Below are 21,499 nucleotides of genomic sequence, written 5' to 3'. Positions count from 1 at the left end.
GGCTGCGGCCCGGCCATACCCTTGGCAGTGGAGCGGCGCGCATGAACAGGCGAACGGAACACCGTACCCACATCCGCAGTAGGCAGACTCTTGCCAGCGGCCTCCGCAGCCATACTGGCGTCGCTACGAATGGAGGTCGCAAATGGCCCAGCATGCAATTTCAGCGGTTCACTACGGCGGCGACGGGATCGATCTGGTCGCGGTTCATTCGGTCGTAGAAAAGGAGTTCGGCTCGACAGGTCTGGCCCTTGGCGCTGCCCGGCGGATCAGTGTTCGGGATTGCGCCGATCTCATAGCGGCCGGCGAGGAGGTTTGCCTAGTGCGACGAACCGAAAGCCATGAGTGGGAAGTCAGTTGCGATGTTGAACTTCTGCCAAGCGGAAACGGAATCACTGGCGTCGATATCGTTGGCCGGCCAAACGACGCCCTGCAGCAGCTTCCGTCCTGGGGCTAAAGCGCTTGCAGTCCAGATGCCAGGCAAGCTCCCTCAAGACGCTGCGGAAAGAGTGTCGCGACGCAAATCATCGAACTAGTTCTGAGCAGGAACTTGTTCTGAGCATGGAAATGAAGTCTGTGCGGACACACAGGCACTCTTCGTCCAGAGATTGAGGCGCAACTCGTCGAACGGATCACCGGCCGCTCGGCATCGGTTCAAGCTCCAGTGCCGTCCCCCAAGACGCTGCGCGCTCGGGAGTGACAGTGCGGGAACGCGCCTCTTCTCGGTGACCCAAGCCCGGCGCAATCGCGCGCCAATGGCCTTCGCCGCACCGGTACCGCCGCTGATCACCCGTGTGGTCGTGCGAATGGTCCTCGAGAGTGCCTGCACCACCAGCGTGACCGCGACCTTCATGTTCAACAGGCTCCGCGCGCGACGCATTCTGTGGCGCACCGTCGCGATCAACTGCGTGGCCATCCAGCCCCCAGGGCCGCCGAGCTCGCGAACGTGCCGCACGCATGCGTGAACGCCTGTGTCCGCCACCGCGCCGAGAACAGCCTTCAGGCCCACCCGGGAGCGCGAGCGGCGTATGCGAGGCTTCTCCGGCCTGAACACACGCGAGTTTTCTCTCGAGCTTGGCCTCATCCGCCAACACTTCGTCCTCAAGCGCCCCATCTGCCACGCGCCTCGCTATATCGCAAGCAAGTTGCCGCGCGGTTCGACTCGTGGCGTGCCTTCACCGGCAGCGCCCGAAATCCGTCCGTCGCATTCTGAGCAGAGATCTCCCATACCCCCTTTGCTCTTTTTTTTGCCAACGTGACAACGCCCTGCAGAAAGAGAACGTTGCACCTATTCCCTGTGAAAGTTGTTCTCGGTGGCTTCTTTCACTGGGCCTCGGCCATTTGTCAAAGGACCCGCGACGGCCTTTAATGAACCGCATGGACAGCAAGCAATCCGCAGCCATCGCGCGGATCCGCCAGATCTGCTGCGCGGGCCTGCCAAGTCGTTCGTTCGTGCCCATGGTGGTCAAGGAACTGCGCGAGTCGATTCCGTCGGTGTATGGCCAATTCACTTGGTCGAACGAACAGGGGCGCGTGATCAACGCGTGGTCCGACCGGTTCCTGCCGCGCCGTGCAGCGTGGATCATCCTGCACTTCGAGCGCTATGCGATCGACGCTGGCATCAGCATTCCGGACCTGTTGCTCTTCGGAAAGCCGACGGGCAACCTTCGCGTTTGCGGCGAACCCGCCTTCGAGGCCACCCCGACCTATGCGGCGATCTTCAAGCCCTATGGCTTCAAATGGTCGCTTGACGGCGTGGTGCGCGATGCGATGCGGCCCTATGGATTCTTCGGCCTTTTTCGGGAGCTCGGCCAACCGGATTTTTCTCACGCCGATGAAGAACTGTTGGCACGGACGCTGCCCTACGTGGCGCACGCAATGCGCGTCGAAGTGGCACGCCCGGCACGTTTTGTTCGCGGTGCCGGACGTTCGGCCCTGGTCGTCTGCGACGCGCAAGGCGAGGTAGTCGAGTGGTCCGAGCAGGCACATCACCTGGCCGTGTTCGCGCTGATGGACAGCATCAACCTGGAGACCGAGATCGAGAGCGACGACTTTCGCGCGGTGCGCCCCGCGCTGCGTGAGGTCGCGCTGGCGTTGCGCGGACGCATGGAGGAGGGCGGCGACGCGTTGCCGACCCTGGTGCGCAGCAACGGCTGGGGCGAGTTCGTCTTTCGGGCCTATCGCTTGAGCGGACCGCACGGGCCCAGCGAACGATTCGGCATCCTGATCGAGCAACTGGTTCCCTTCGAGGCGCATCTGCTGGACCGCGTGAACGCCACCGGCCTGACAGTGCGCCAGAAAGAGATCGCGTTGCTGAGCGCCAAGGGACTGCCCAACGCCGAAGTGGCGCGCCGGCTCCACATCACTCCCAACACCTTGAAGGACTACTTCAAGGCGATCTACACGCGGCTCGACATCAACAGCCACCAGCAACTGGTTGAGCGGCTGTCGGCCGATCAGGTCGACTGATTGGCCGATGGCCGATTGACGAGACCCGTTCCCCCCTGCGGTGGGATTCGGCACGCGGTCGTTCCAAATACCTTCGACAGCAAGGAGCGCTTCATTCCGAAGACGCTTCTTGCAAGTCGGTCACTGCCGGAATCGACCTGCATTTTTCTTCAATTTCCGGCTGCTCAAGGAGATCACCATGTCAGCTATCGACGACCTCGCAGATGCAATGAACCGCTATCCGCAGGACGAAACGACCATCGAAATCATCGACGTCAAGCTCGTCAACGACGACCCGAACAACCCCGACACCAGCATCAACGAAGAAGAGACGTGGCAGTTTCGCGTCAGGCTCACCAACAACGGGCACCTCGACATGACCGAGGTCTCCGTGCACGTGGCGGGATTGGCAGGGACGACGGTGCGGGAGAAATCGCCCGACGCTTTCGTTTCCGGAATCATTGTCGGCAACCTCAACCCCGTGGGCGGCGGCGGCGTCGCCACGAGCAAGGTGTTCCAGTTCAAGGCGCCCAGCACGACCGAGCCCGCCGGAACGGACCTGTTGCACGTGCACGTCCAGACTTGGAACGCCGGAAAGGGTTTCGATCATCTCTTCAACAACCACACGAAGGATGACAACGAGGCTGCCGACCTCGGGATCACCTATCCGCGGGCGTTCTACTCGGCACAGGTGTTCCCGGCATAGGCCGCGGCGCCTCTACGTGGTGCCGTAGCGTCCAGCCGATCGGAGCGCAACGGGCTGATCACCACGCCGATACGAGGTTGAAAGACATCTTGCGGTCGGTGGCGGTGATCAACCAAGCGCGGCTAAACGGCGCAAGGTCAAGCCGGTGCTGCTCGTCGCGGCCGGAAGAGCTCGCACATCGTCGCAGCGGCTCGGATGCGAGTTACTGTGGGCCAAGGCCAAGGCCAAGCCTCGCTCGGCCATCGTCTCCACCAGGTCGCGTGTGCCCGCGGTGCCGTAAAGGCCGATCCCTTTCTAGCCCTTCTTGGGTTGCATTTGCTTGGTGAATTGCTGCATGTGCTCGTTGGCTCGCTCGGTCATGTGGGCGATCGCGGTCGATTGCGACTCCCGCGCCATCTCGGCAAGCTCTCTCATGTCGGCCATCACCGTCTCAAAGGCTCTTCGGGCAATCTCGGCTTGCCTCGTCGGATCGGCGCCAGCACTGGCGGCGGCGGCCGCTTGCAATGCCTGCATGGCCCGCGTGAACATTTCGGTTTGCTTTTGGACCATTGCCTGCATGCCCTGGTATGCCAGCCTGTTGGCCTCGACCAGCGCCTCGACGTTCTTCCGTTGGGCTTCGACCATGGACGCCATGTCCACCCCGGGCATCCTGAACTGCTCGAGCATCGTCGCCATATTGCCAAAAGGATTGATCACACCTGGCACCTTGAACTGCTCGAACATCGCAGTGATACTGCCAAACGGATTGATCTCAGTCGCCATGATTTATCTCCTTGAGAGGGTCGGGATTGGGGTGCAAGAGCTGTACCGGCTCGGTGCAGTGAAATCGGGTCTGTGCGGTCTTTGTCTTCGGTGCGTCCTGCGTGCCTTTCTCATTCGCCGAGGTTGCCGAAATAGGGGCGATCAAATCCTTCCTGCAAATTGAGGCCACGCTGGCCTTGTCGCGGGGCCGGTATTCTGATTCTGAAGGATCAAGGCGATTAGGTCGAGGATTCGACGCCCGTGCCCTCCAGCGCTGCTTTCAGATCCTCTTCCACCGCATCGAAGCGCTTCGTGCAGACCTTGTACGCGCCAACCGACTCGGTAACGATCTTGGGCAGATCGTCGATATTGGGCTCATTCTGCTCGTGCAGTGTCTCCGCGTGTTTCTGAAGCACGTCATACGCTGCGCGCAAAGGTCTGTTGTTCGATGTTGGGGCCTTAAATCCGCTCGCCGGTCCGCGCACCCGTGCAGCCGTCGCGGAACTGGATCTCGATGTGCTGGTTTGGCGCGACCCGGCCAGGCCGGTAATGGGCTCGCCGATCGTGTCGCGGACGATGGCAAACCCGCGGTTCAGCGTCTTGTCAGGGCCTTCGCCAGTGATCTCTCGCATGAGGGCCCGCTTGAGCAAGCGGCCCGCCGGGGCGGTCCTGTGATGAAAAAAATCGTGTCCTGCGGTGCGCCCTTGTCGCGCGACGGGCGACGGGCACCGGTGCGACATGCCTGGCTTGCCTCGCGGCGCCTTCAGCGAGTTGGTGCGGCACTCTGAGCGGGCGTTCCCAGTGGGGCCGGATCCGCGCGCCCTTGGCCTGATTGGGCCTGCGCCTATGAGGTCCCTCGCGACAACGCCCGACGACGCATTGTCACCGGGCGCGTGGCGACGCTGACGCTTCCAGTTGTCCGCAGGGCGTCGGCCAGGGTGAAGCTTTCCAAATGCGTCAAAAACCGCTGCAACGCACCGTCCAGAATGACGGCCAGCCCGCAGCGACCCGTCAGTGCGCAGGTGCTGGCGGCCCCAAAGCATTCGACGAGATCGAAGTTGGCCTCGATCCCGCGTACCAGCTGCCCCAGGTTGATGTCTTCGGGTGTGCGCGCTAGCCGGAGTCCCCCGCCTTTGCCGCGCACGGTCTCGATCCACCCCTGAAGGCCGAGCTGGTGGGTGATTTTCATGAGATGGGCTTCCGAGATGCCATGGGCCTGGGCGATCTCGGCTATCGTGCAAAGGCGATCCGAACGTTGCGCGACGTACATCAGCAGGCGCAACGCGAAGTCTGTCATTGCGGTCAGCCGCATCGGCGGTCCCCATTCAGCCAGGCACGAACGCCATGCATGCGCATGTGCGCCTCATCGTCGAGAAGAAGCGCCGCATGAACGGCGCGTAGGACATCAGACATCCTGCAATTCCGTCGGCACCGTCTCTGGACGGCGGCTCATCTGGTACCCATACCAAAGGCTTTCGGCAATTCGCTGCGCCGTGTCATAGGCCCGCTCGCCCATGGCGCGGTTAGGCTGCGCGGACGTCACCTGTCGAAACAGGACCAACCAGCGTTCGAACAGGTGCGCACTCAGATTGGGCAAGGCCACATGCTTGGGCATGGGCGTGCCCCGAAACCGCCCGGTGCCCAGGAGGATCGACGACCAAAAATCGGTCAGCTTCAACAGGTGGTACTCCCAGTCTCCGACAAAGGTGTTGAAGACCGGGCCGAGTTGCTCATCCTTGCGCACCGCCTCATAGAAGCTGTGCACCATGACTGAGATTTCCTGTTCGGTGCAGAGTTCAGAGCGGTGCAAGGGGCTTCTCCATCAGAAGATCTACGTGTAATATATCTTTAACGCTATCGCAGCGCAATGCCGGTCATTGACGAATCGCAAAATGAGGACAAGAAATGCCATCCCACGATCCAATTGATGCCCTGATCCTCGAACAAGCGGCGGAAGCCGTCATCTATGCGAACAAGGCCGGCGTGATCGAACGGTGGAATGCCGCTGCCGTCGCCATGTTCGGCTACACCGCCTCCGAAGCGCTGGGGCAGAACCTTGACCTCGTCATCCCCGAGCATCTGCGCAAGGCGCACTGGCGAGGATTCGACGCGGCGATGGAGAATGGCAAGACCCGACTGGGTGGGCGTCCGACAATGACCCGGGGGTTGCACAAGACAGGCCAAAAGCTCTACCTGGAGATGAGCTTCGCACTGGTAGCGGATGCCAGCGGCTCGGCGCTGGGATCGGTGGCCGTGGCTCGGGATGTGACCGAACGGGTCGAGCGCGAAAAGGCGGCAGTGGCGACGCAGCCGCATTAGTCAAATCGAAGTTGTCAACGATGCCAATGCAGCCGGGGAGCCATATCCTCGGCCCATTGCGGTCCGCGCAACAACAGGGAAAGCTAACCTTCGTCAAAGTCACTGAACGGTTGCTTTGGCTGCGGCGCGTGACCAATGCTGCGGCATGCGTTCATTTCAACTGCTGCCAGAATCAAGCCATGGATGACCTGAGCGACGAAGAACTTGCTTCAGCGGCCTTCGTTCTGCGCAAGCGCGCCGAGATGGGTGACGCCAGGGCGCTCAAAGAGGCTGAACGCCTCGAAGGCGAACTTCGCAAGAGACTGGGACCCACGCCCTCAGCGCTGGTGCCGCTGACCAAGCCCGCGAGGTCGCGTCCCTGGTGGCGTTTCTGGTAGGAATGCGGCGCGTCTGTTCCCCTCGAAAAGTGCGCGGCCGGGTTCCAGACCAACCACCTGCGCGTTCTTCAGGTTGTTGTCCACAAAGACATGCACCGGTGGCAGGGCGTACGCCCCCGATTTCTGAACGCTCCCCTCACTGCTTGAGCAGTGGATCGGGCGGCGTGTGCAAAGCCCTGACCTCTTCATCGGTGTGCGGATTCACCCACGACTCCCACGTGCCCTTGATGTCAGGGCCGGTGCTTCTGTTCTGGCACCAGTCGTAGCTCGCGTCGCAAGACGGACGCGCTCCGCTTCCATAGACCAGCGCGCTGTTCAACCGCAGCAAGTCGCTCTTGTGGTACGTCATCGCGTCCAGAAAGAGGTCACGTGCCACGGTGTTCTGCGCTGTCGACCTCTGTGCCAGGATGAGTTCGAGTTTCGCAAGCGCCCCGCGGTGCTTCTCGTTGACCCACGACGGCTGATTTGCCATGGCGGCCACTCCGTTCCGGAGGCATTGATGCATGAACGCCGTGTATCTGGAATTGCAATGCCTGATGGCGTCGTCGATGCTCATCTTGTCGGCGTGGTAGGACGGGTTGTGCGACTGACTGCCGTAGTAGGGCGACCATGACTCCCCTCGACCCAGATGCGTCGACGAAGCATCCACGCCGTTGGCCATCATGAACGAACTGCACGACATGCACGATGCGAGCTTGAAAGTGTCGACGCCGATGGACATCTCGAATGCCGTTCCCTGCCCAATCCTCACGGTCTCGCAGATGCAGCGGATCATTCCGTGGGTGTAGCCAACGATGTCGGTGTGCTTGTTGGGCGACACAGGCATGCCTCCTGACTGCGGATAAAAGCGCATGCCTTGCTGCGCGAGGATGTCCTGCAATGCCACGCCACCGATCAAGCCCCACGTCGCGTCGTCCTTGTCACGCGGATACTGGGCCGCACGCACATCGGCATCGGCCGGTGGCCGCCAGCGCTCGCCAATATCGGGCGTGTTTTCGTTGAGGGTCGTGCGGATGGTGCTCATGGCGCTGACGGCATTGCCGTCGTCGTCCACGACCAGCCCGCAGTAGGCGCCACGCCCGATGTACATCTCATCGGCGCGCTGCCCATCCTTTGCTGCGCGTTGGGCCGCACTGAGGTAGCTGAAGGCTGTCTTGGCGTACGTCGGATTCACCTTGGCGTACTCCCTCTGGGCGCCTTCTCCTGCCTGGATCATGCCGCCCCTGCCGAAGGTAGGCGTCAGCCCCCAGACCACGCCTCCTTCGTCCCTTGCAAGCTGCGTTCGCACGAGTTGATTCACCTTCGAACACGCATCGTTAAGTCCCCGCATGGACGCACGGTCGTCCGCAGTGCGCGCGTCGAGGTTCTTGTCGATGTCCGAATTGGGCTCCATGTCGACACGCCACGCGCGGCCGCCCTTTCGGTCGTTCTGAAAGAGCGTCGCACCGATGAAGGCCGCGGCAAAGATGACATCGGCTTCGCGCTCGACGTCGACCCTTGTGTCGCCAGTCCCCAAGATTGACTTGCCGATATTCCAGACCATGGCAGTTACCTCGTTCCTCGAGAACAAATGCGTTGAGAGACTTGCAGTGCGACTGCGAATGCTCGCACCAATTCACATGAATTCATAGCGCTCGATGCCGCTTCGCGGATAGGTCGCTTGCATCAATTGCCTGAAATTCTCGAGCGCGTCAATCTGCCTTTTGGCGAGGACGGTGAGGCCTTTTTTACTAGTGATTTTTGCGCAAGAAAACTTTGCACAAAGTCTCTCGACGCTCGTCAAACGTTCTGCCACACTCCGCGCTCTCATCCGATCGAGCAAAGAAAAAGCAAGACGAGATCGAGGTAGTTCCCCGTCGTTTCACGACAAGCCTGCACGCCTCCGACACCGTCATCTCGCACGGTGGCGGACGACTGCCGACGTTGTTTGTCAAGCTCACTTGAGGGCGCGCAACATGACGAATGCTTCCGGCAACCCATCGATGCCTGCGCAGGATCCCGATGCACTGAAGAGGACCTTCGCGAGTGCACTGCGGCCGCGCTTCATTGACGCGCTGCATGTCCTGCCAGCGCGAGAGTTAGAGACTTCGAACACCATGACGGTGGCCGACGCATGCGTGGTAGCGGAGGTCCTCGAGGTGACAATTCCCGAGCGCCTGGTGGACGCCGTGCCTTCGTCACCCTTCGTGCTGAGCCTTTCGGAGTGGATCGACCTGCAGGTCGGCATGGCCAACCTCGATCGAATTGCACTCACGATGAGGAACATCGGTGGCGACCTTGCAGGTCCTGCTGCAGAGGCCGAGCGGCTCGCGAAGATGTGGCGAGAGACGACCTTTCCGGCCCTGCGCGCCGTCGCTGCCGACATCCGCGACTACGGGCAACGCATCGCTGACGAGACGCCGCGCGCATCCAACCGCGACCAACTCACCGCCCTGTTCCGCATGCTGACGACAGCCGCCGGCGCTGCGCAAAAGCGCGTCGATGCGGTCTACGGCCAGGTGGTGCAGATCGAGAACGGATGCGCGCAACTGCGGGCCCAGGTCAACCTGTTGCACAGGGCGTACCTGTCGCGCGCCGAGAACGCATCGGCCGAAACCAAGCTCCTGCGCACGGAACTCGAAGACCTCACGAAGAACCTGCCGGGTCGTCAGGAGAAGTACCATCACTACGTGACCGTGGCGTCCACCACGGTCACCTACGGATGGATTCCACTCTTTGGCTGGATCGCCGGCGGTGCCGTCGCGGGCACCTATGGCCGGGCAGCCGTGGTCGAGAAGGAAGCCATCGACAAGGATGTCGGTCGCATCGCGGAGATCACGAAGAACCTGACCAAGCAGGAACACCAGATTGCCATCCTCATGCGCGCCACACAAGGCTTGGTCAGCATGGGTGGCTCTTTCGGCCGCGTGCTGCCCGTGCTCCAGCACACCAAAGGCATATGGGACGCGATCAACGGCGACCTTGCGTTCTTGTTCGAACGGCTCGAAGCCACAGGCGACGCCACGGAGTTCGCGGCGCAACTCAAGATCGAACTGCAAATCGTGGCCGATGGCTGGCGCGATGTGGCCAACCACGCCGCCGACTACCTCAAGCACGCCGAAGTGGCCGCGGCGCCGGACCCAACGCCCTTTGGCAACTTCCGCACGCAGACGCGCCACCGCAACAAGACCTTTGATGAGAACCATGTCCTGACCATCGACTTGCTCGGTGTCGCCGTGAACGGCGTGCCGGTGAAGTCGCCCACCTTCGAGGGCCCAAGGGTGTATTGGGGATGGCAAACCGACGCAACGCGTCAGGACAAGCCCGAGACTGCCGACATTCGGTTCACCGCCAACAACTTCGAGGGCGAGTGCAACTTCCCAATGGAAGGCCGCATCGGCTGGATCGGCGCACGCATCTGAACGTCGCCGCCTCGATGCCGCGTCATGTCGACGCGGCGCGGCGGTCCATCACCAGGAGTAGCGCAATGGACGACAAACTTCTCAGTCCCGGCGAGCTTGCCGCCGTCAAGGGGTCCCCTTTTCTGCTGAGCACGGCGGAGTGGTTGCGTGTGCAGCGCTACGTCACGAATGCCATGGCCCTGCCAGCCACCGAACCCCTCATGCGGACGGCGCTGCAGATGCCCGACTCCATGAAGATCGACGAGTTCAAGCCCCTGCTTGAGGGATACAAGACCGTCGTTCCGCACGTGACCAAGTGGAAGACGACCACGTTTCCCTCCACAGTCAGCTTGGCAGGCGACATCGTGAAGTACAACTCGATGGCAAAGGGGTACTACAACGCGCTCAAGGAACCCATCAACGCACTGCTGAAAAACCCCAAAGATGAGGAAGCCAAGAACAGCCTCAGCGGCGCGATCAAACTCCTTTCACAGGCCGCCGCGGATCGCGCCGGCAAGGCCAAGAAGGTCTATGCCGACATCCAGGAGTTCTCGATCCAGACAGCGACCGACGCGGTCCTGATCGGCAACCTGAACACGACGTATCAGGACAAGTTCGGCGCCAACAGCGAGTGGGGCAAGAAGCTGGCGAAAGACCTGAACGACACGCGCGACCTGATTGAAGCGGCGATCACGGAGTACGAGTACGACAAGGCCGTGGCCTGTGCAACGCCGTCTTACGCGTGGATCATCGTGCCGCCGATCGGCCTCATCGCCGCGATCATCGTTGCGGGCATCTACGGCGACAAGGCGGTCAAGGCCAAGGCACGGCTGGAAGAGCTTCGCAAGGACCTGAAGAAGGCGAAGGACGACGAACTACTCTCCCTGACGCTCACCTGCATGCTGGGCGTTGCACGCGACAGCCTCGCCAACATCCAGCGTGACATCCAGGCCGCGCTGCCCGTCATCCAGAAGATCCAGGGCGTGTGGCACGCCATCCACACCGACCTCGAAAGTCTTGTCGATCTCATCGCCGAGAACATCGACGACGCCATTCTGGAGATCAAGAAGATCGGCATCGACATTGCACTGGAGCAGTGGTCGGAGTTGGCAGTCAAGGCGGAGGCTTACCGCGCGAATGCCTACATCGAAGTGGATCCCGGAAAGGAGGGCTGAGGTCATGGAGACGGCCGAAGCACCCCCGGCGGGCAATGCCCTTCCCGATTGGCGGACCCTTTTCGACCGGGCCCAAAAGTCCTCCGCATGGCTGGAGATGCTCGACAGGGGACGCCGCGCAAACATCCGCGACGTTCGCGCCGAGGCACGTTCCCCCACCCAATGGACGATCAGGGACCTTGTGATCGATCTCGATGCGGACCTCGTCGACAAGCTCGACGAAGCGCCAGTCAAGCCGCGCGTGATGGCGCTCTATGCCGACGTCGTTCGCGTGCGCAAGGGGCTGGCGGTGACGCTGGAAGGCAGCGCGCTCATCATCGCGGCGCGCCGCATCGAGATCGACGGCAACGCGACGGTGGTTCTGGACTATCGAAAGAGCAAGACGGCCAGCCTGCTGCTGTACGCCGGCGAGATCACGGGCGAGCTCATCGCCATGCCGGTCGTCGACAAGACGGTTCCGCGCAAGATGCCCATCACCACCAGCGAGAAGGCAGCTGGCCTATGGCTGCATGCGTCTGAGGGCACGCCAGCGCTCGAAGAGCGTCCCACTCTGCCGAGCGAATGGGCGCAGTCACTGGCGCCGGCCTTGCGGGTGGCCGCGTCGACCTTCCAGATGGCCGCTGTGCTGATGGCGACGCAGCCGGACATTGCAGCGAGCATGTTGCAGCACATCGTCCGCTTCGCCGCGTTGGTGCCTGCGAAGGCCGCTCACACCGCGGAGTGGCTAGAACTCGGGCGCGCGAGCACGCAGCTGCTGGCCAGCGGCGCGGCAGCTGCAAAGACATGGGCCATCGACTACGGGCGTTTGCTGTTTCGCGGCACGCCGGCCTTCGAGCGCAAGCGCAAGGCCGATGAGCTCGAACGCGTCCAGACATCGAAGATGGTGGCCGTTCCCTACGAACTGTTAAGGACCACGGCGCCCGCACCCGAGGCAGAGCACCCGCGGTACATTCGCCACGCAGCGCAGCCCCTCGGGCTCGGCGAACTCAACGGCGTGGAGCAGCCCCTGCGCAGCGTCACGCTCACCGGCGCGGAGATCATTCTCGAGGACTTGGATCGCAGCCAGTTTTTGAAGACCTACGCGGGCAAGACGGACATCCAGGAATTGACCATTCATGCGGACACGCTGGTGATCAGGTGTGGCCTGCACTTCCCGCAGACCGAGGTCACGATTTTCTGCCGCGCCCTGTACTTTGAAGGGCCTGATGCGTTGATCGACACCACCCCCGTCGACGACGGCCACCGGGAGCCCCTGGAGATTGATGGCAGGAACGGCGCCACCGGCGGCAGCATCACCTTGCATATCGGTCGCTTCGGCACGACCGAGGCCAAGGCGTGCCACTTCCGCGCGCGTGGGGGCAAGGGACAAGATCCGGACGACGGTGGCTTCACACCTTCGTTGACGGTGCGATACCTGCCAAGGATCGTCGAGGCCGACTGGGCGAACCTGTTCACTTACACCAACCGCCAGGTCGACACGGGCACGGTGTCAACGCCCTTGTGGGACACCTTCAAGGACGACAAGATCGTCTATGTCGAACTCAAGATCGGCGGCAAGGTCATTGCCACCAAGGGCGAGAAGGCCGAACCCGGCACGGGAGGCGCCGGCAAAGTGCCAGGGCGCCCCGGCATGGGCGGCATGGGCGGCACGGTCCGCAGCACACTGGACGAAGTGTTCGCCTACACCGATGTGAGCGGTGGCGATTCGGCCAAGGCACGCGGCCCATCCAAAGGTGGTGCGGGTGGCTTGCCAACCGACGCGTGCTGGCTCTTCTTCGAGGATGAACTTGAAAGCGGCATCCGCGTCCTGAAGTCGAAGCGTGAGATCAAGAAGGCCGTAAAGGGGCCCGACAGCGCGCCGGGGCCCGAAGCCTTCGAACCCCAAGGCGGCAATGGTGCCTGCGAACTTCTCACCGCGGCCGAGCAGGACTCGTGGCGCACGGCGCTCAACCTGGGCGTCGCCGTGCAGTTTGCGCGCGACGCGCTCGCCAGCGCGCATCCCGCACAGGCACGGGAATATCTGGTTCCCTACCTGCAAGACCCGGACGCCGTCATCGACTCCGACAAGGACGCCGGCGCCGTTTCCCTGTCGCAGTTGACGCGACACGCCGTCGACCTTGCCGAGCAGGCCCTGCGCAACGTGGACGACTTCGGCAATCCGCCCGGCTGGGTGCCGATGCTCTCCCTCGAAAGCAATGTGGACGCGTACCTGAAGATCATCCGGCCCTCGATGGCGGAGCTGTACACCGCCTACTGCCTCCAGCGGGCATGGAAAGCCAAGGCCGACCGCCAATCGACGCTCGAGGACTTCAGCCGCGTGCTCACCGACCAGACGGAGGAAACCCGAAAGAAGTTGACCGACACGCGCGCCAGCATCGCCCCGTTGGTGGGGCAGCTGAAGGAACTGCTCGGCGACATGGAAAAGACACAGAAGCGGCTGGACGGCGTCAAGGTGAAGCTCGAGCAAAGAGAAGACCGGCTGTTCGCCAGCGAGGAGGGCAAGCGCATCCTCGCCGAAACCTTCAAGATCCTCGGTGCAGTGATCAAGGCCATCCCGCTGCCCGAGCCCTATCAGGCGGCCACCGCCGGCCTGGGCATGATCTTCGACACTGCCGGCAACCTGATCGACAAAGAGGACACCGCCTTCACGGCCCTCAACAAGGACCTTGAGGCCTTCTCGAAGGACAACGCCGACTCGCTCGCCACCATTGCCAACAAGAACCTCGAAACCGCCATCGAACGCAGCGGCAAGGACATCAAGGCCTTGCAGGAGACCGCGAGCGAGACCAAGAAGGAGAACCAGGCGCTGACCGATGCGCATGACGAAAAGATGGCGGCCCACAAGGAGATGATGGAGAAGGAGACCGCAATCTACGAGATGGCGAAGGAAGCGCTCCTCTACGGCCGAACGGACGACAAGGAAAAGCTGGTCGAGGAAGCCGCAGGACTGACGGCGGATTTCCAGAAGTTCGAGAAAGATCAAGAGGCCAAACTGAAAGCAACCACCGGCGAGTACAAAGAAAAGAAGAAGTTGATGGACAGGCAGGACGGCGCCATCAAGGCCCAGGAGAAAAAGCTCGCCTCACAGAAAGAAGAACTCACCAAGAAGAAGGCGGCCAGCCAGAAGTCGATCAAGGACGGCATCAAGAAGATGCAGGGCGTCGTCGGCGGCATCGAGAGCATCCGAAAGTCGATCGACCGGCTCAGCGTGCCCAAGGCGCAGCTCAACACCGAGTGGGACAAGGCACTGGCGAAGCTGAAGGTCGAAGACCCCGAGTTTCAGGCCATCTCCGGCCAGCTCGCGTACCTGAACGTGAAGAAGGCCGAGATCACGGCGAAGCTGTCGCGACTGCAGGCCGACCTCACCGAGCAGAAGAACGAGATCTCGACCAACCTGGTGACGGTGCATGAACTGAGCATGCAGATCGCCAATGCGCACGAAGCACTCGCACCGCAGGTTGCCGTCTACGCCCAGGCACTGGGCCAGGATGCCCACCGCGACCTGCAGCAGTTTCTCTACTACGTCGTCAAGGCCTACGAGTACCAGCGCGTTGCGCCTTGGGACACCCCCTATCACGATGCGCAGAAGCTGTTCGAGGACATGCGCAATGTGCTGGAGCCCAGCGATTTCAGGTACACCTTCGTCGATGAGACGGACGGTGAAAAGCGACGCGAAGAACTCAGGAAACTGCTCGCCGAGCCTGCGTCCGCTCGCGACGGCACGCTCACACCGTCCGAGTTTGATTTGCTGCGTGTCGTGTACGAGAAGCCGCTGCGCGACATGGGCAAGCAGCTGCTGCGCCAACTGGAGGCCAGTGGCAGCTCCCGGGAATCGAAGTCCGGCATCACGCTGCGTGCGGCCGAGTTGCGGGAGCTGAACCACAAGATCGAACGGCGCGAGCCCGCCGTCACGGCTTTTGATCTGGTTCGCCTTGGCCAGCTCAATCTCGGCAAGGAACGCCAGCGCATCGCCGACATCAGGGTCACCAAGGTGAGGTGCCGGCTGCTCCAGCCCGGTGGGCACATGCCGGACTCGGTGAGCTTCAGGTTCACGCGGCAAGGAAAGTCGCTGGTGCGGGCCGACGGCCGGATCTACGCCTTCGAGCCGGAGGGTGGCGGCGACCGCTCGTCGGCGGTGAGCTTCGAGACCTTCGGCGGAAAGAGCGACAAGGCGGGCTGGCGTATCGATGACGGGGTCGGCGTGCTCGAGGGTGCGGCCCTCTGGCCGCCGAGCCCACCCACGCAGGAAAGCCTGCTTGCGCAACTGCTGGCAGGCGACAAGGACCCGCACGCAGCCAATCTGGTCAAGCTGTCCGACTTCCGTCCGGGTGTGTTCTCCGACTTCGTGCTGAACGTGACGGTGACACCGCCCGAAGCGCGGATCGCACTCGAAGAGGTCGAACTGTTCATCACCACCGAAGGCACGAACGCGCCCGATGACCAATGGATTGCGTGCGTGAGTGTCAACGTGCCCACGATGATTCCGCTCTCGACCAGCAAGGCGGACCTCGCGGGTCATGCCGGAGGACTCGGCCGATACGTGGGCGTGTTCAAGCGCACCGACGCGCCCGTCGAACTGAGCGTGCCTGCCAGCTTTGGCGAACTCACGCACTGCGGCTGGCTCATCAACGGTGATCACAAGCGCGGACCAACCATTTCGCTCGAGCAGAGTTCCTATGTCGTGGCCCTCTACGAAGCAGGGCAGGACAAGCCGGTCTCCTGACACTTCCCAGGAGATTCATCCGCACTTCGATACAGGTGCATACATCAACGAGGAGCTACCATGGGCTACAGAGTCAAGATGCAAGACAACGCCGGGAACTACAAGACCTTCCACAGCGACAACGCACCCAAACACGTGCAGGGCAATGCGCTCGCTTCCGCCTTGGTCATTCATCTCAACGCCACCTACCCGGCGTCCGCGCCTTTCTCGACACGAGAAGTCACGCCCAAGGAAATCAGGTACGACCAGGACATCGACGTCGCCACCGACGCGGTCTGGCCCTGATGCGGGCTGTCGGACCGGAGAACCTGCGTCGCGCTGATGGAAGGATCAAGGCAACGTGCGTGTCCGGGCGAACCGGCCAGGCGATGGTGTGGAGCAAGACGATGCCTTCTGGCGCGACCATGAACCGCGTCGACTGGAACAGGGCATGAGCGTGCCGCAGTACGCGCGGCGCGCCCTGTCGCTGTCGACGTACATCGCGTGAGCGGCAAGAGGCGCGCGAGCGCGAGGTCTGCCACGCAGCCGATGGCTTCGTCAGTGCCGGTGTCGGCTCCGCGGCGTGAGCTTGGCGCGCTCGAGAAGATCGCCCTGCAGGGCAGGCGCGCAGGTTTGAAACGGTGGCGGGAGGATCCTTCCGGCGCTCGATCGGTAATTCGCCTGGCACTGTGCCCTTGAGGATTCGTGCCGACCAGGGAGCCCCGCGCCGCGCCAAGGCCTCGGCCGTCCCTCATGGGAATTCCTGGTCCAGCGTCGTCGTGCCGGCAAAGTCAGAGGCCGCTTTGGTTGGTCTTGCAGCCACCCCCTTCGACATCCTGATGGCCGGCATTAGGCCCATCGCACGCCTTCGAAGGAGCGACGCGACTGCACCGACGCCGACCCAGTACCTCACCTATGGCTTGCAGGCCGCCGGCATCGAGGTGACCTGCATGGGGGCAAGACATTGACTTGGGTTTCGTATGATATTAAAGTGATATCACTCTTACAGGAGGAGATCGAATGACCCAAGCTGCTTTCCCCGCGACGCCGGCTCGCCTCGTGCGCACCGAGCGCTCTTATCGGTCGATCAGCGGTTATCCCATGGTGCTGGTTGCGCTGCTGCTCCTCGTTTTCGGCGCGCTGGTGTTCGCTCGCCACTTGACGCACCCGGTGGTTGGCGTCGCCCTGGTGATCGCCAGTGGCGTGCTGGTGCCGGGCTTCTACATGCTCAAGCCGAACGAAGGCAATATCTTCACGCTCTTTGGCGAGTACAGAGGTACCGACCGCGCCGAGGGCCTGCGTTGGACCAATCCCTTGCTGAGCGGCCAGAAGATCTCGCTGCGCGCGCGCAACCTCAATACTCCGCCGCTCAAGGTCAACGACAAGCGCGGCAACCCGGTCGAGATCGGCGCCGCGGTCGTCTGGCGCGTGCACGACACCGCGCAGGCGGTGTTCGAGATCGACGACTACACCCGTTTCGTCAGCATCCAGGCCGAGGCCGCCATCCGCCATCTGGCCACGCTCTATGCGTACGACAGCGGCGAAGACCTGGACAAGGACGAGACCACGCTGCGCGCCGGCCTGGACACCGTCGCCGATGCGCTCAAGGCGGAGCTCAACCAGCGCTTCGCGAGCGCGGGTGTCGAGGTGCTCGACGCCAAGCTGACCCACCTGGCCTATGCGGCCGAGATCGCGCAGGTGATGCTGCGCCGCCAGCAGGCCACGGCGATCGTCAGCGCCCGGCACCAGATCGTGGCCGGCGCGGTGGGCATGGTCGAGGCTGCGCTCAAGGGCCTGTCCGACCGCAACCTGGTCACGCTCGACGACGAGCGCAAGGCCGCGATGGTGTCGAACCTTCTGGTCGTGCTGTGCTCCGACAACGACGCCCAGCCCGTCATCAACACCGGCACTCTGTACACCTGAGGCGCGAACCCGCACTGTTCTGTCAATGGCCAGCCCGGGCAAGAAATCCTTTCCGCTGCGCATCGATCCGGTGCTGTGGGCCGAGATCGAACGACTTGCTGCGCAGGAGCTTCGCAGCGCGAACGCGCAGGTCGAATTCATGCTGCGCGAGGGCCTTGAGAAAAGAGGGCGGCTGCTGGCGCGCGGCGCCACTGCCACCAGTCCGAAAAAGGAGAGTCGATAAAGCGCAAGCAGCCCACTTGCTGACGCTCACAATCATGAGGAACGCATGGGGGTGCGCCAGAGCTGCCGCGCGAGGAGAGCGGTCAGCGCTTTCCGCAAAACCGATCCCGACGACAAAAGGTCACGCTTTCGGAGTTAACTTTCGAACTGCTTCCCTGACTTCGCTCTCGGAATCTCGCGTTTCATCGAGCTTCCAGTGCGCGCGGGGGCCGCGAAAGGTGTAGCGCTCGCGATGGCCGCGGGGGCTCGTGCCGGTCGCGCGCGCGAACATGCGGCAGAACGCGCTGGTGTCCGTGTAGCCGCAGTCGTGCGCGATCTCCTCGACCGATCGAAAGGTGCCTTCGAGCCACATCTGCGCACGCTGGAGGCGCAGCTCCTGAAGGTATTCGAGCGGCGTCTTGTTCAGGTGCTGGCGGAACAGCCGCGACAGGGTTCGCTCGCTGATCGACGCGGCCGCCGCCGCGCGTTCCAGCTTCAACGGACGGCCGGCGTTCGCCTGAATCCAGGCCTGCGCGCGATAGAGCGGGGTGTCGCGCGACTGGCCCATGACTTCCTTGCTCGTCATGGTGGCCGACAAGGCCTGGCGCTCGGCATTGAGCAGCAGTTTCTCCGCGCCCGCATGCGCGAGATCGGCCAGGCCAGCGTACGCAGCCAGATGCAGGACCAATGCCTGCAGCAAGGGAGGCGCCGCCGCGCAGACGCTGCCGTGCTGGGCGACGATCGGCTCGCGCGCCTCGATCCTGACGTCGGGAAACTGGTCCGCGAAACCCGATTGATAGAGCCACGGGACCGGCGCGAGTTCGAGCCGTCCGGACTGCGCGAGCAGCCACACGCTGGTGCCGCAGGCGCCGATCAGATGGCCTGCATCGAATCGCTCGCGAATCGCCTCGACCACCTTCGCGTTGCGCGACACCAGGCGGCGCAGCGCGGGGATCGAGCGCATTTCGAGCGGCGGCAGAAGCAGGATCCGCGGCCCCGGCAAAGGCTTGCGCGCGTGGAGACGCTCTTCATCGTTCACGCACGACTGCGCATGCCACCGGTGTGCGCGGCCATCCGCATCCACGAGGCGCCATGCCAGCACGGGCGTGCCCATGCGGGGATTGCGGGTGCGGGCGAGCGCGTTGAGCTCGCGCAGCACGTCGACGGCCGACCACAGTGCGCCCGGCGCACCACCTTCAGGAAGCATCAACTCGAAATGGATCACGGAAATGCCTGTCCGGAACAGCACAGAAAATGGCTGGTTCGAACATTGTGGCAGCGACGGCGCACGCCTGCGATTCGCCGCACTGTTCAAGCCCAAGGAGTGCTTCGCCGTGATCCCGTCCCGCCTCAAGAGGTCCTTTGTCGCGCTGTGCTGTGGCGTGGCGTTGGTCGGCCCAGCGGCCGCCGCCTGTGTGTATAGGCCGGTGACGCTGCTGGTGCCCTATCCCGCCGGCGGCTTGTCGGACGTGATCGCACGCACGCTGAATGTCCCGCTGTCGCAGCAGCTCGGCCAGCCGGTGCTGGTCGAAAACCTGGGCGGCGCGGGTGGCTCGATTGCCGCGCAGAAAGCGCTGTCGGCGCCGGCGGACGGGCACATGCTGTTCCTGGGCTCGCCCAACGAGGTGATCCTGACGCCGCTTGCGAACGCAGCCGTGAAGCTGCGCCATGACCAGTTCACGCTCGTCGGGCCAGTCACCGTCAATCCGCTGGTGCTGTTGGTGCGCAAGGACCTGCCGGTGCGTTCCGTCGATGAACTCGTCACCTACGCGCGCAATCCCGCGAACAAGCCGTTGAGCTATGGCAGCGTGGGCTATGGCTCGCTCTATCACTTCGCGGGCGAGGAACTCTCGGCCCGCGTCGGCGTGCAGATGCTGCATGTGCCCTACAAGGGCGGCGCGCCGTTGCTGCAGGACATGGGCTCCGGCCAAGTGGATTTCACGATGATGCCCTGGGCCACCATGTACCGTGGACTGGCGCAGGATGGGCGGCTGCGCATCGCGGGGTGGGTCGGCCCCCGCCGCGACGAGCTGGCGCCCGACGTGCCCGCCTTCGGCGAAGGCACGCTGTTGAAGGACTTCGAGTATTCGACCTGGGCCGGCGTGATGGTCCGCAAGGAGACGCCGCCCGCGACGCTGGCCTGCCTTCACCAGGCGCTGTCGAACGTGCTGACGCAACCCGAGATCAAGCAGGCGATCCTCAACACCGGGTCGCGCCCCGCTGCACCGCAGTCGCTGGACGAATCGGCGCGACGGCTCGTCGCCGAGGCAGCGCGCTTCCAGGCATTGGCCAAGACCATCCACCTGCAACCGCAATGAGCACCACCCCAACGCTGCCGGTGCTCGACTGGGCGCAAGGTCGAGCCGCCCACTACACCGCGATCCGTCGGGAGATCCACAGCCACCCGGAGCTCGGCTTCGAGGAATACAAGACGAGCGACCTCGTGGCCGAACGCCTCCAGGCCTGGGGCTACGAAGTCGAACGGGGCATCGGCGGCACCGGGCTGGTTGCCCAGTTGCGGCGCGGCACGGGAACGCGCAGGCTCGGCATCCGCGCGGAGATGGATGCGCTGCCGCTCACCGAACTCGCGCAGCGCCCCCACGTGAGCCGACGGCCCGGCGTGATGCATGCCTGCGGCCATGACGGCCACACCACCATGCTGCTGTTCGCGGCCGAATACATCGCGTCGCACTGCCGCTTCGACGGCACGCTGAACCTGATCTTCCAGCCTGCCGAGGAAGGGCTCAACGGCGCATCGCGGATGATGAAAGAGGGCCTGTTCGATCGCTATCCGTGCGATGCGGTGTTCGCCATGCACAACATGCCTGGCCTTCCGGCGGGCCAGTTCGTCTTTCGCGACGGGCCGCAGATGGCATCGGGCGACACGGTCGTCATCAAGCTCACCGGACGCGGCGGGCACGGCGCCATGCCGCATCTCGCGACCGATCCGGTCATGGCGGCGGCCAGCATCGCTCTGGGCCTGCAGACGGTGGTGTCACGCAACACCGACCCGCTGCATTCGGTTGTGGTGACGGTCGGCGTCCTCCACGCCGGAACGGCCAGCAATGTGATTCCCGACAGCGCCGAGCTGCAACTCACCGTGCGCGCGCTCGACCGCGGCGCGCGCGAGCTGGCCGAACGCCGCATTCACGAACTCGTAAACGCCCAGGCGCAGAGCTTCGGCGTCGCGGCCGAGGTGGACTATCGGCGCGGATACCCCGTGCTGGTCAACACCTCAGCGGAGACGGCATTCGCGCGCTCGGTGGCACGCGCGGTGGTCGGGCCACAAGGCATGGTGGAGATGGGCCCGCCGGTGATGGCGAGCGAAGACTTCGCCTTCATGCTCGAGAAGGTACCGGGGTGCTATCTCTTCATCGGCAACGGCACGCACATCATGGAAGGGGGCTGCAGCGTGCATAACCCGCACTACGACTTCAACGACACGCTCCTGCCCGTGGGCGCGGCGTACTGGGCCAGCCTGGTGGCGCACTATCTGGCCACCTAGTGGGCTTGCCTGCTCGGCGAAGCGG

The 21,499-nt window shown here is 63.3% G+C and carries 19 protein-coding genes and 1 pseudogene; 14 read left to right on the top strand and 6 right to left on the bottom strand.

Annotated features, from left to right (window positions below; all coding sequences use genetic code 11):
- The first annotated feature begins 142 nt into the window (after positions 1-142).
- The 4 genes and pseudogenes from QTH97_RS32495 to QTH97_RS32480 all read left to right on the top strand — a co-directional run bounded on the left by QTH97_RS32495 (position 143) and on the right by QTH97_RS32480 (position 3,151).
- A complete protein-coding gene (locus QTH97_RS32495) occupies positions 143-454 on the top strand; it encodes a hypothetical protein (protein WP_286572715.1) in 312 nt (103 codons plus the stop codon).
- 441 nt (positions 455-895) lie between these two features.
- Positions 896-1,210 (top strand): annotated as a pseudogene (locus QTH97_RS32490) (transposase family protein); the annotation flags it as partial.
- A gap of 128 nt (positions 1,211-1,338) precedes the next feature.
- Entirely contained in the window at positions 1,339-2,466 is a 1,128-nt protein-coding gene (locus QTH97_RS32485; protein WP_286572714.1) for a helix-turn-helix transcriptional regulator, read from the top strand.
- Between the two features lie 178 nt (positions 2,467-2,644).
- Positions 2,645-3,151: a hypothetical protein gene (locus QTH97_RS32480; protein WP_286572713.1), complete on the top strand. Its 507-nt coding sequence runs from the start codon at positions 2,645-2,647 to the stop codon at positions 3,149-3,151.
- Between the two features lie 294 nt (positions 3,152-3,445).
- Here QTH97_RS32480 and QTH97_RS32475 read toward each other — a convergent pair whose 3' ends face one another.
- From QTH97_RS32475 to QTH97_RS32460, 4 genes are all read right to left on the bottom strand, one after another.
- Positions 3,446-3,913 (bottom strand): phasin family protein, encoded by a 468-nt coding sequence (locus QTH97_RS32475; RefSeq protein ID WP_286572712.1) that lies wholly within the window; start codon positions 3,911-3,913, stop codon positions 3,446-3,448.
- 218 nt (positions 3,914-4,131) lie between these two features.
- A complete protein-coding gene (gene xseB / locus QTH97_RS32470) occupies positions 4,132-4,524 on the bottom strand; it encodes an exodeoxyribonuclease VII small subunit (protein WP_286572711.1) in 393 nt (130 codons plus the stop codon).
- A 212-nt stretch (positions 4,525-4,736) separates the two neighbouring features.
- Positions 4,737-5,204 (bottom strand): RrF2 family transcriptional regulator, encoded by a 468-nt coding sequence (locus tag QTH97_RS32465; protein ID WP_286572710.1) that lies wholly within the window; start codon positions 5,202-5,204, stop codon positions 4,737-4,739.
- Positions 5,205-5,297: 93 nt separating this feature from the next.
- Positions 5,298-5,660, bottom strand: coding sequence for a group III truncated hemoglobin (locus tag QTH97_RS32460; RefSeq protein WP_444813504.1), 363 nt, complete (start codon positions 5,658-5,660; stop codon positions 5,298-5,300).
- Between the two features lie 137 nt (positions 5,661-5,797).
- Here QTH97_RS32460 and QTH97_RS32455 point away from each other — a divergent pair, with 137 nt between their 5' ends.
- Both QTH97_RS32455 and QTH97_RS32450 read left to right on the top strand, forming a co-directional pair.
- Positions 5,798-6,211 (top strand): PAS domain-containing protein, encoded by a 414-nt coding sequence (locus tag QTH97_RS32455; protein WP_286572708.1) that lies wholly within the window; start codon positions 5,798-5,800, stop codon positions 6,209-6,211.
- 20 nt (positions 6,212-6,231) lie between these two features.
- Positions 6,232-6,588, top strand: a complete 357-nt coding sequence (locus tag QTH97_RS32450) for a hypothetical protein (protein ID WP_286572707.1) — start codon at positions 6,232-6,234, stop codon at positions 6,586-6,588.
- 136 nt (positions 6,589-6,724) lie between these two features.
- Here the strand turns inward: QTH97_RS32450 and QTH97_RS32445 are convergent, their stop codons facing one another.
- Positions 6,725-8,131: a hypothetical protein gene (locus QTH97_RS32445; RefSeq protein ID WP_286572706.1), complete on the bottom strand. Its 1,407-nt coding sequence runs from the start codon at positions 8,129-8,131 to the stop codon at positions 6,725-6,727.
- 412 nt (positions 8,132-8,543) lie between these two features.
- Between QTH97_RS32445 and QTH97_RS32440 the strand changes: the two genes are divergently transcribed.
- The 6 genes from QTH97_RS32440 (at position 8,544) to QTH97_RS32415 (ending at position 17,991) form a co-directional block, all read left to right on the top strand.
- Positions 8,544-9,989: a hypothetical protein gene (locus tag QTH97_RS32440; protein ID WP_286572705.1), complete on the top strand. Its 1,446-nt coding sequence runs from the start codon at positions 8,544-8,546 to the stop codon at positions 9,987-9,989.
- A 65-nt stretch (positions 9,990-10,054) separates the two neighbouring features.
- On the top strand, positions 10,055-11,143 hold the full coding sequence (locus QTH97_RS32435) for an alpha-xenorhabdolysin family binary toxin subunit A (RefSeq protein ID WP_286572704.1): 1,089 nt from the start codon (positions 10,055-10,057) through the stop codon (positions 11,141-11,143).
- Between the two features lie 4 nt (positions 11,144-11,147).
- Positions 11,148-15,866: a coiled-coil domain-containing protein gene (locus QTH97_RS32430; RefSeq protein ID WP_286572703.1), complete on the top strand. Its 4,719-nt coding sequence runs from the start codon at positions 11,148-11,150 to the stop codon at positions 15,864-15,866.
- Positions 15,867-15,926: 60 nt separating this feature from the next.
- Positions 15,927-16,151: a hypothetical protein gene (locus QTH97_RS32425; RefSeq protein ID WP_286572702.1), complete on the top strand. Its 225-nt coding sequence runs from the start codon at positions 15,927-15,929 to the stop codon at positions 16,149-16,151.
- Positions 16,152-16,865: 714 nt separating this feature from the next.
- Positions 16,866-17,768 carry an SPFH domain-containing protein gene (locus QTH97_RS32420; RefSeq protein WP_286572701.1) on the top strand — a complete coding sequence of 301 codons (903 nt, stop codon included), beginning with the start codon at positions 16,866-16,868 and terminating at the stop codon, positions 17,766-17,768.
- A gap of 25 nt (positions 17,769-17,793) precedes the next feature.
- Positions 17,794-17,991, top strand: a complete 198-nt coding sequence (locus tag QTH97_RS32415) for a type II toxin-antitoxin system antitoxin (protein ID WP_286572700.1) — start codon at positions 17,794-17,796, stop codon at positions 17,989-17,991.
- Between the two features lie 120 nt (positions 17,992-18,111).
- Here the strand turns inward: QTH97_RS32415 and QTH97_RS32410 are convergent, their stop codons facing one another.
- The gene (locus QTH97_RS32410) at positions 18,112-19,290 is read right to left on the bottom strand and encodes a GlxA family transcriptional regulator (protein ID WP_286572699.1); all 1,179 of its coding nucleotides are present in this window, start codon (positions 19,288-19,290) and stop codon (positions 18,112-18,114) included.
- Between the two features lie 13 nt (positions 19,291-19,303).
- On the opposite strand from QTH97_RS32410, the gene QTH97_RS32405 reads away from it, so the two are divergent.
- Both QTH97_RS32405 and QTH97_RS32400 read left to right on the top strand, forming a co-directional pair.
- A complete protein-coding gene (locus QTH97_RS32405) occupies positions 19,304-20,287 on the top strand; it encodes a tripartite tricarboxylate transporter substrate binding protein (RefSeq protein WP_286572698.1) in 984 nt (327 codons plus the stop codon).
- Positions 20,284-21,474, top strand: a complete 1,191-nt coding sequence (locus QTH97_RS32400) for a M20 aminoacylase family protein (RefSeq protein ID WP_286572697.1) — start codon at positions 20,284-20,286, stop codon at positions 21,472-21,474. The genes QTH97_RS32405 and QTH97_RS32400 overlap by 4 nt, the downstream gene beginning before the upstream one ends.
- The last annotated feature ends 25 nt before the right edge of the window (positions 21,475-21,499 follow it).

The organism is Variovorax gracilis, assembly GCF_030317115.1.
In the GTDB taxonomy this organism is placed as follows: domain Bacteria; phylum Pseudomonadota; class Gammaproteobacteria; order Burkholderiales; family Burkholderiaceae_C; genus Variovorax; species Variovorax gracilis.
Note: the sequence above shows the minus strand (reverse complement) of the source record. Positions and strands in the feature narration are given on the sequence as shown.

What these genes read in the sequence shown, in the direction of transcription:
- QTH97_RS32480 (WP_286572713.1), top strand. Translation starts at nt 2,645, where the DNA reads ATGTCAGCTATCGACGACCTCGCAGATGCAATGAACCGCTATCCGCAG.
- QTH97_RS32415 (WP_286572700.1), top strand. Translation starts at nt 17,794, where the DNA reads ATGGCCAGCCCGGGCAAGAAATCCTTTCCGCTGCGCATCGATCCGGTG.
- QTH97_RS32460 (WP_444813504.1), bottom strand. Translation starts at nt 5,660, where the DNA reads ATGGTGCACAGCTTCTATGAGGCGGTGCGCAAGGATGAGCAACTCGGC.
- QTH97_RS32425 (WP_286572702.1), top strand. Translation starts at nt 15,927, where the DNA reads ATGGGCTACAGAGTCAAGATGCAAGACAACGCCGGGAACTACAAGACC.
- QTH97_RS32475 (WP_286572712.1), bottom strand. Translation starts at nt 3,913, where the DNA reads ATGGCGACTGAGATCAATCCGTTTGGCAGTATCACTGCGATGTTCGAG.
- QTH97_RS32495 (WP_286572715.1), top strand. Translation starts at nt 143, where the DNA reads ATGGCCCAGCATGCAATTTCAGCGGTTCACTACGGCGGCGACGGGATC.
- QTH97_RS32455 (WP_286572708.1), top strand. Translation starts at nt 5,798, where the DNA reads ATGCCATCCCACGATCCAATTGATGCCCTGATCCTCGAACAAGCGGCG.
- QTH97_RS32465 (WP_286572710.1), bottom strand. Translation starts at nt 5,204, where the DNA reads ATGCGGCTGACCGCAATGACAGACTTCGCGTTGCGCCTGCTGATGTAC.
- QTH97_RS32400 (WP_286572697.1), top strand. Translation starts at nt 20,284, where the DNA reads ATGAGCACCACCCCAACGCTGCCGGTGCTCGACTGGGCGCAAGGTCGA.
- QTH97_RS32430 (WP_286572703.1), top strand. Translation starts at nt 11,148, where the DNA reads ATGGAGACGGCCGAAGCACCCCCGGCGGGCAATGCCCTTCCCGATTGG.
- QTH97_RS32435 (WP_286572704.1), top strand. Translation starts at nt 10,055, where the DNA reads ATGGACGACAAACTTCTCAGTCCCGGCGAGCTTGCCGCCGTCAAGGGG.
- QTH97_RS32440 (WP_286572705.1), top strand. Translation starts at nt 8,544, where the DNA reads ATGACGAATGCTTCCGGCAACCCATCGATGCCTGCGCAGGATCCCGAT.
- QTH97_RS32445 (WP_286572706.1), bottom strand. Translation starts at nt 8,131, where the DNA reads ATGGTCTGGAATATCGGCAAGTCAATCTTGGGGACTGGCGACACAAGG.
- QTH97_RS32420 (WP_286572701.1), top strand. Translation starts at nt 16,866, where the DNA reads ATGACCCAAGCTGCTTTCCCCGCGACGCCGGCTCGCCTCGTGCGCACC.
- xseB (WP_286572711.1), bottom strand. Translation starts at nt 4,524, where the DNA reads ATGCGAGAGATCACTGGCGAAGGCCCTGACAAGACGCTGAACCGCGGG.
- QTH97_RS32450 (WP_286572707.1), top strand. Translation starts at nt 6,232, where the DNA reads ATGCCAATGCAGCCGGGGAGCCATATCCTCGGCCCATTGCGGTCCGCG.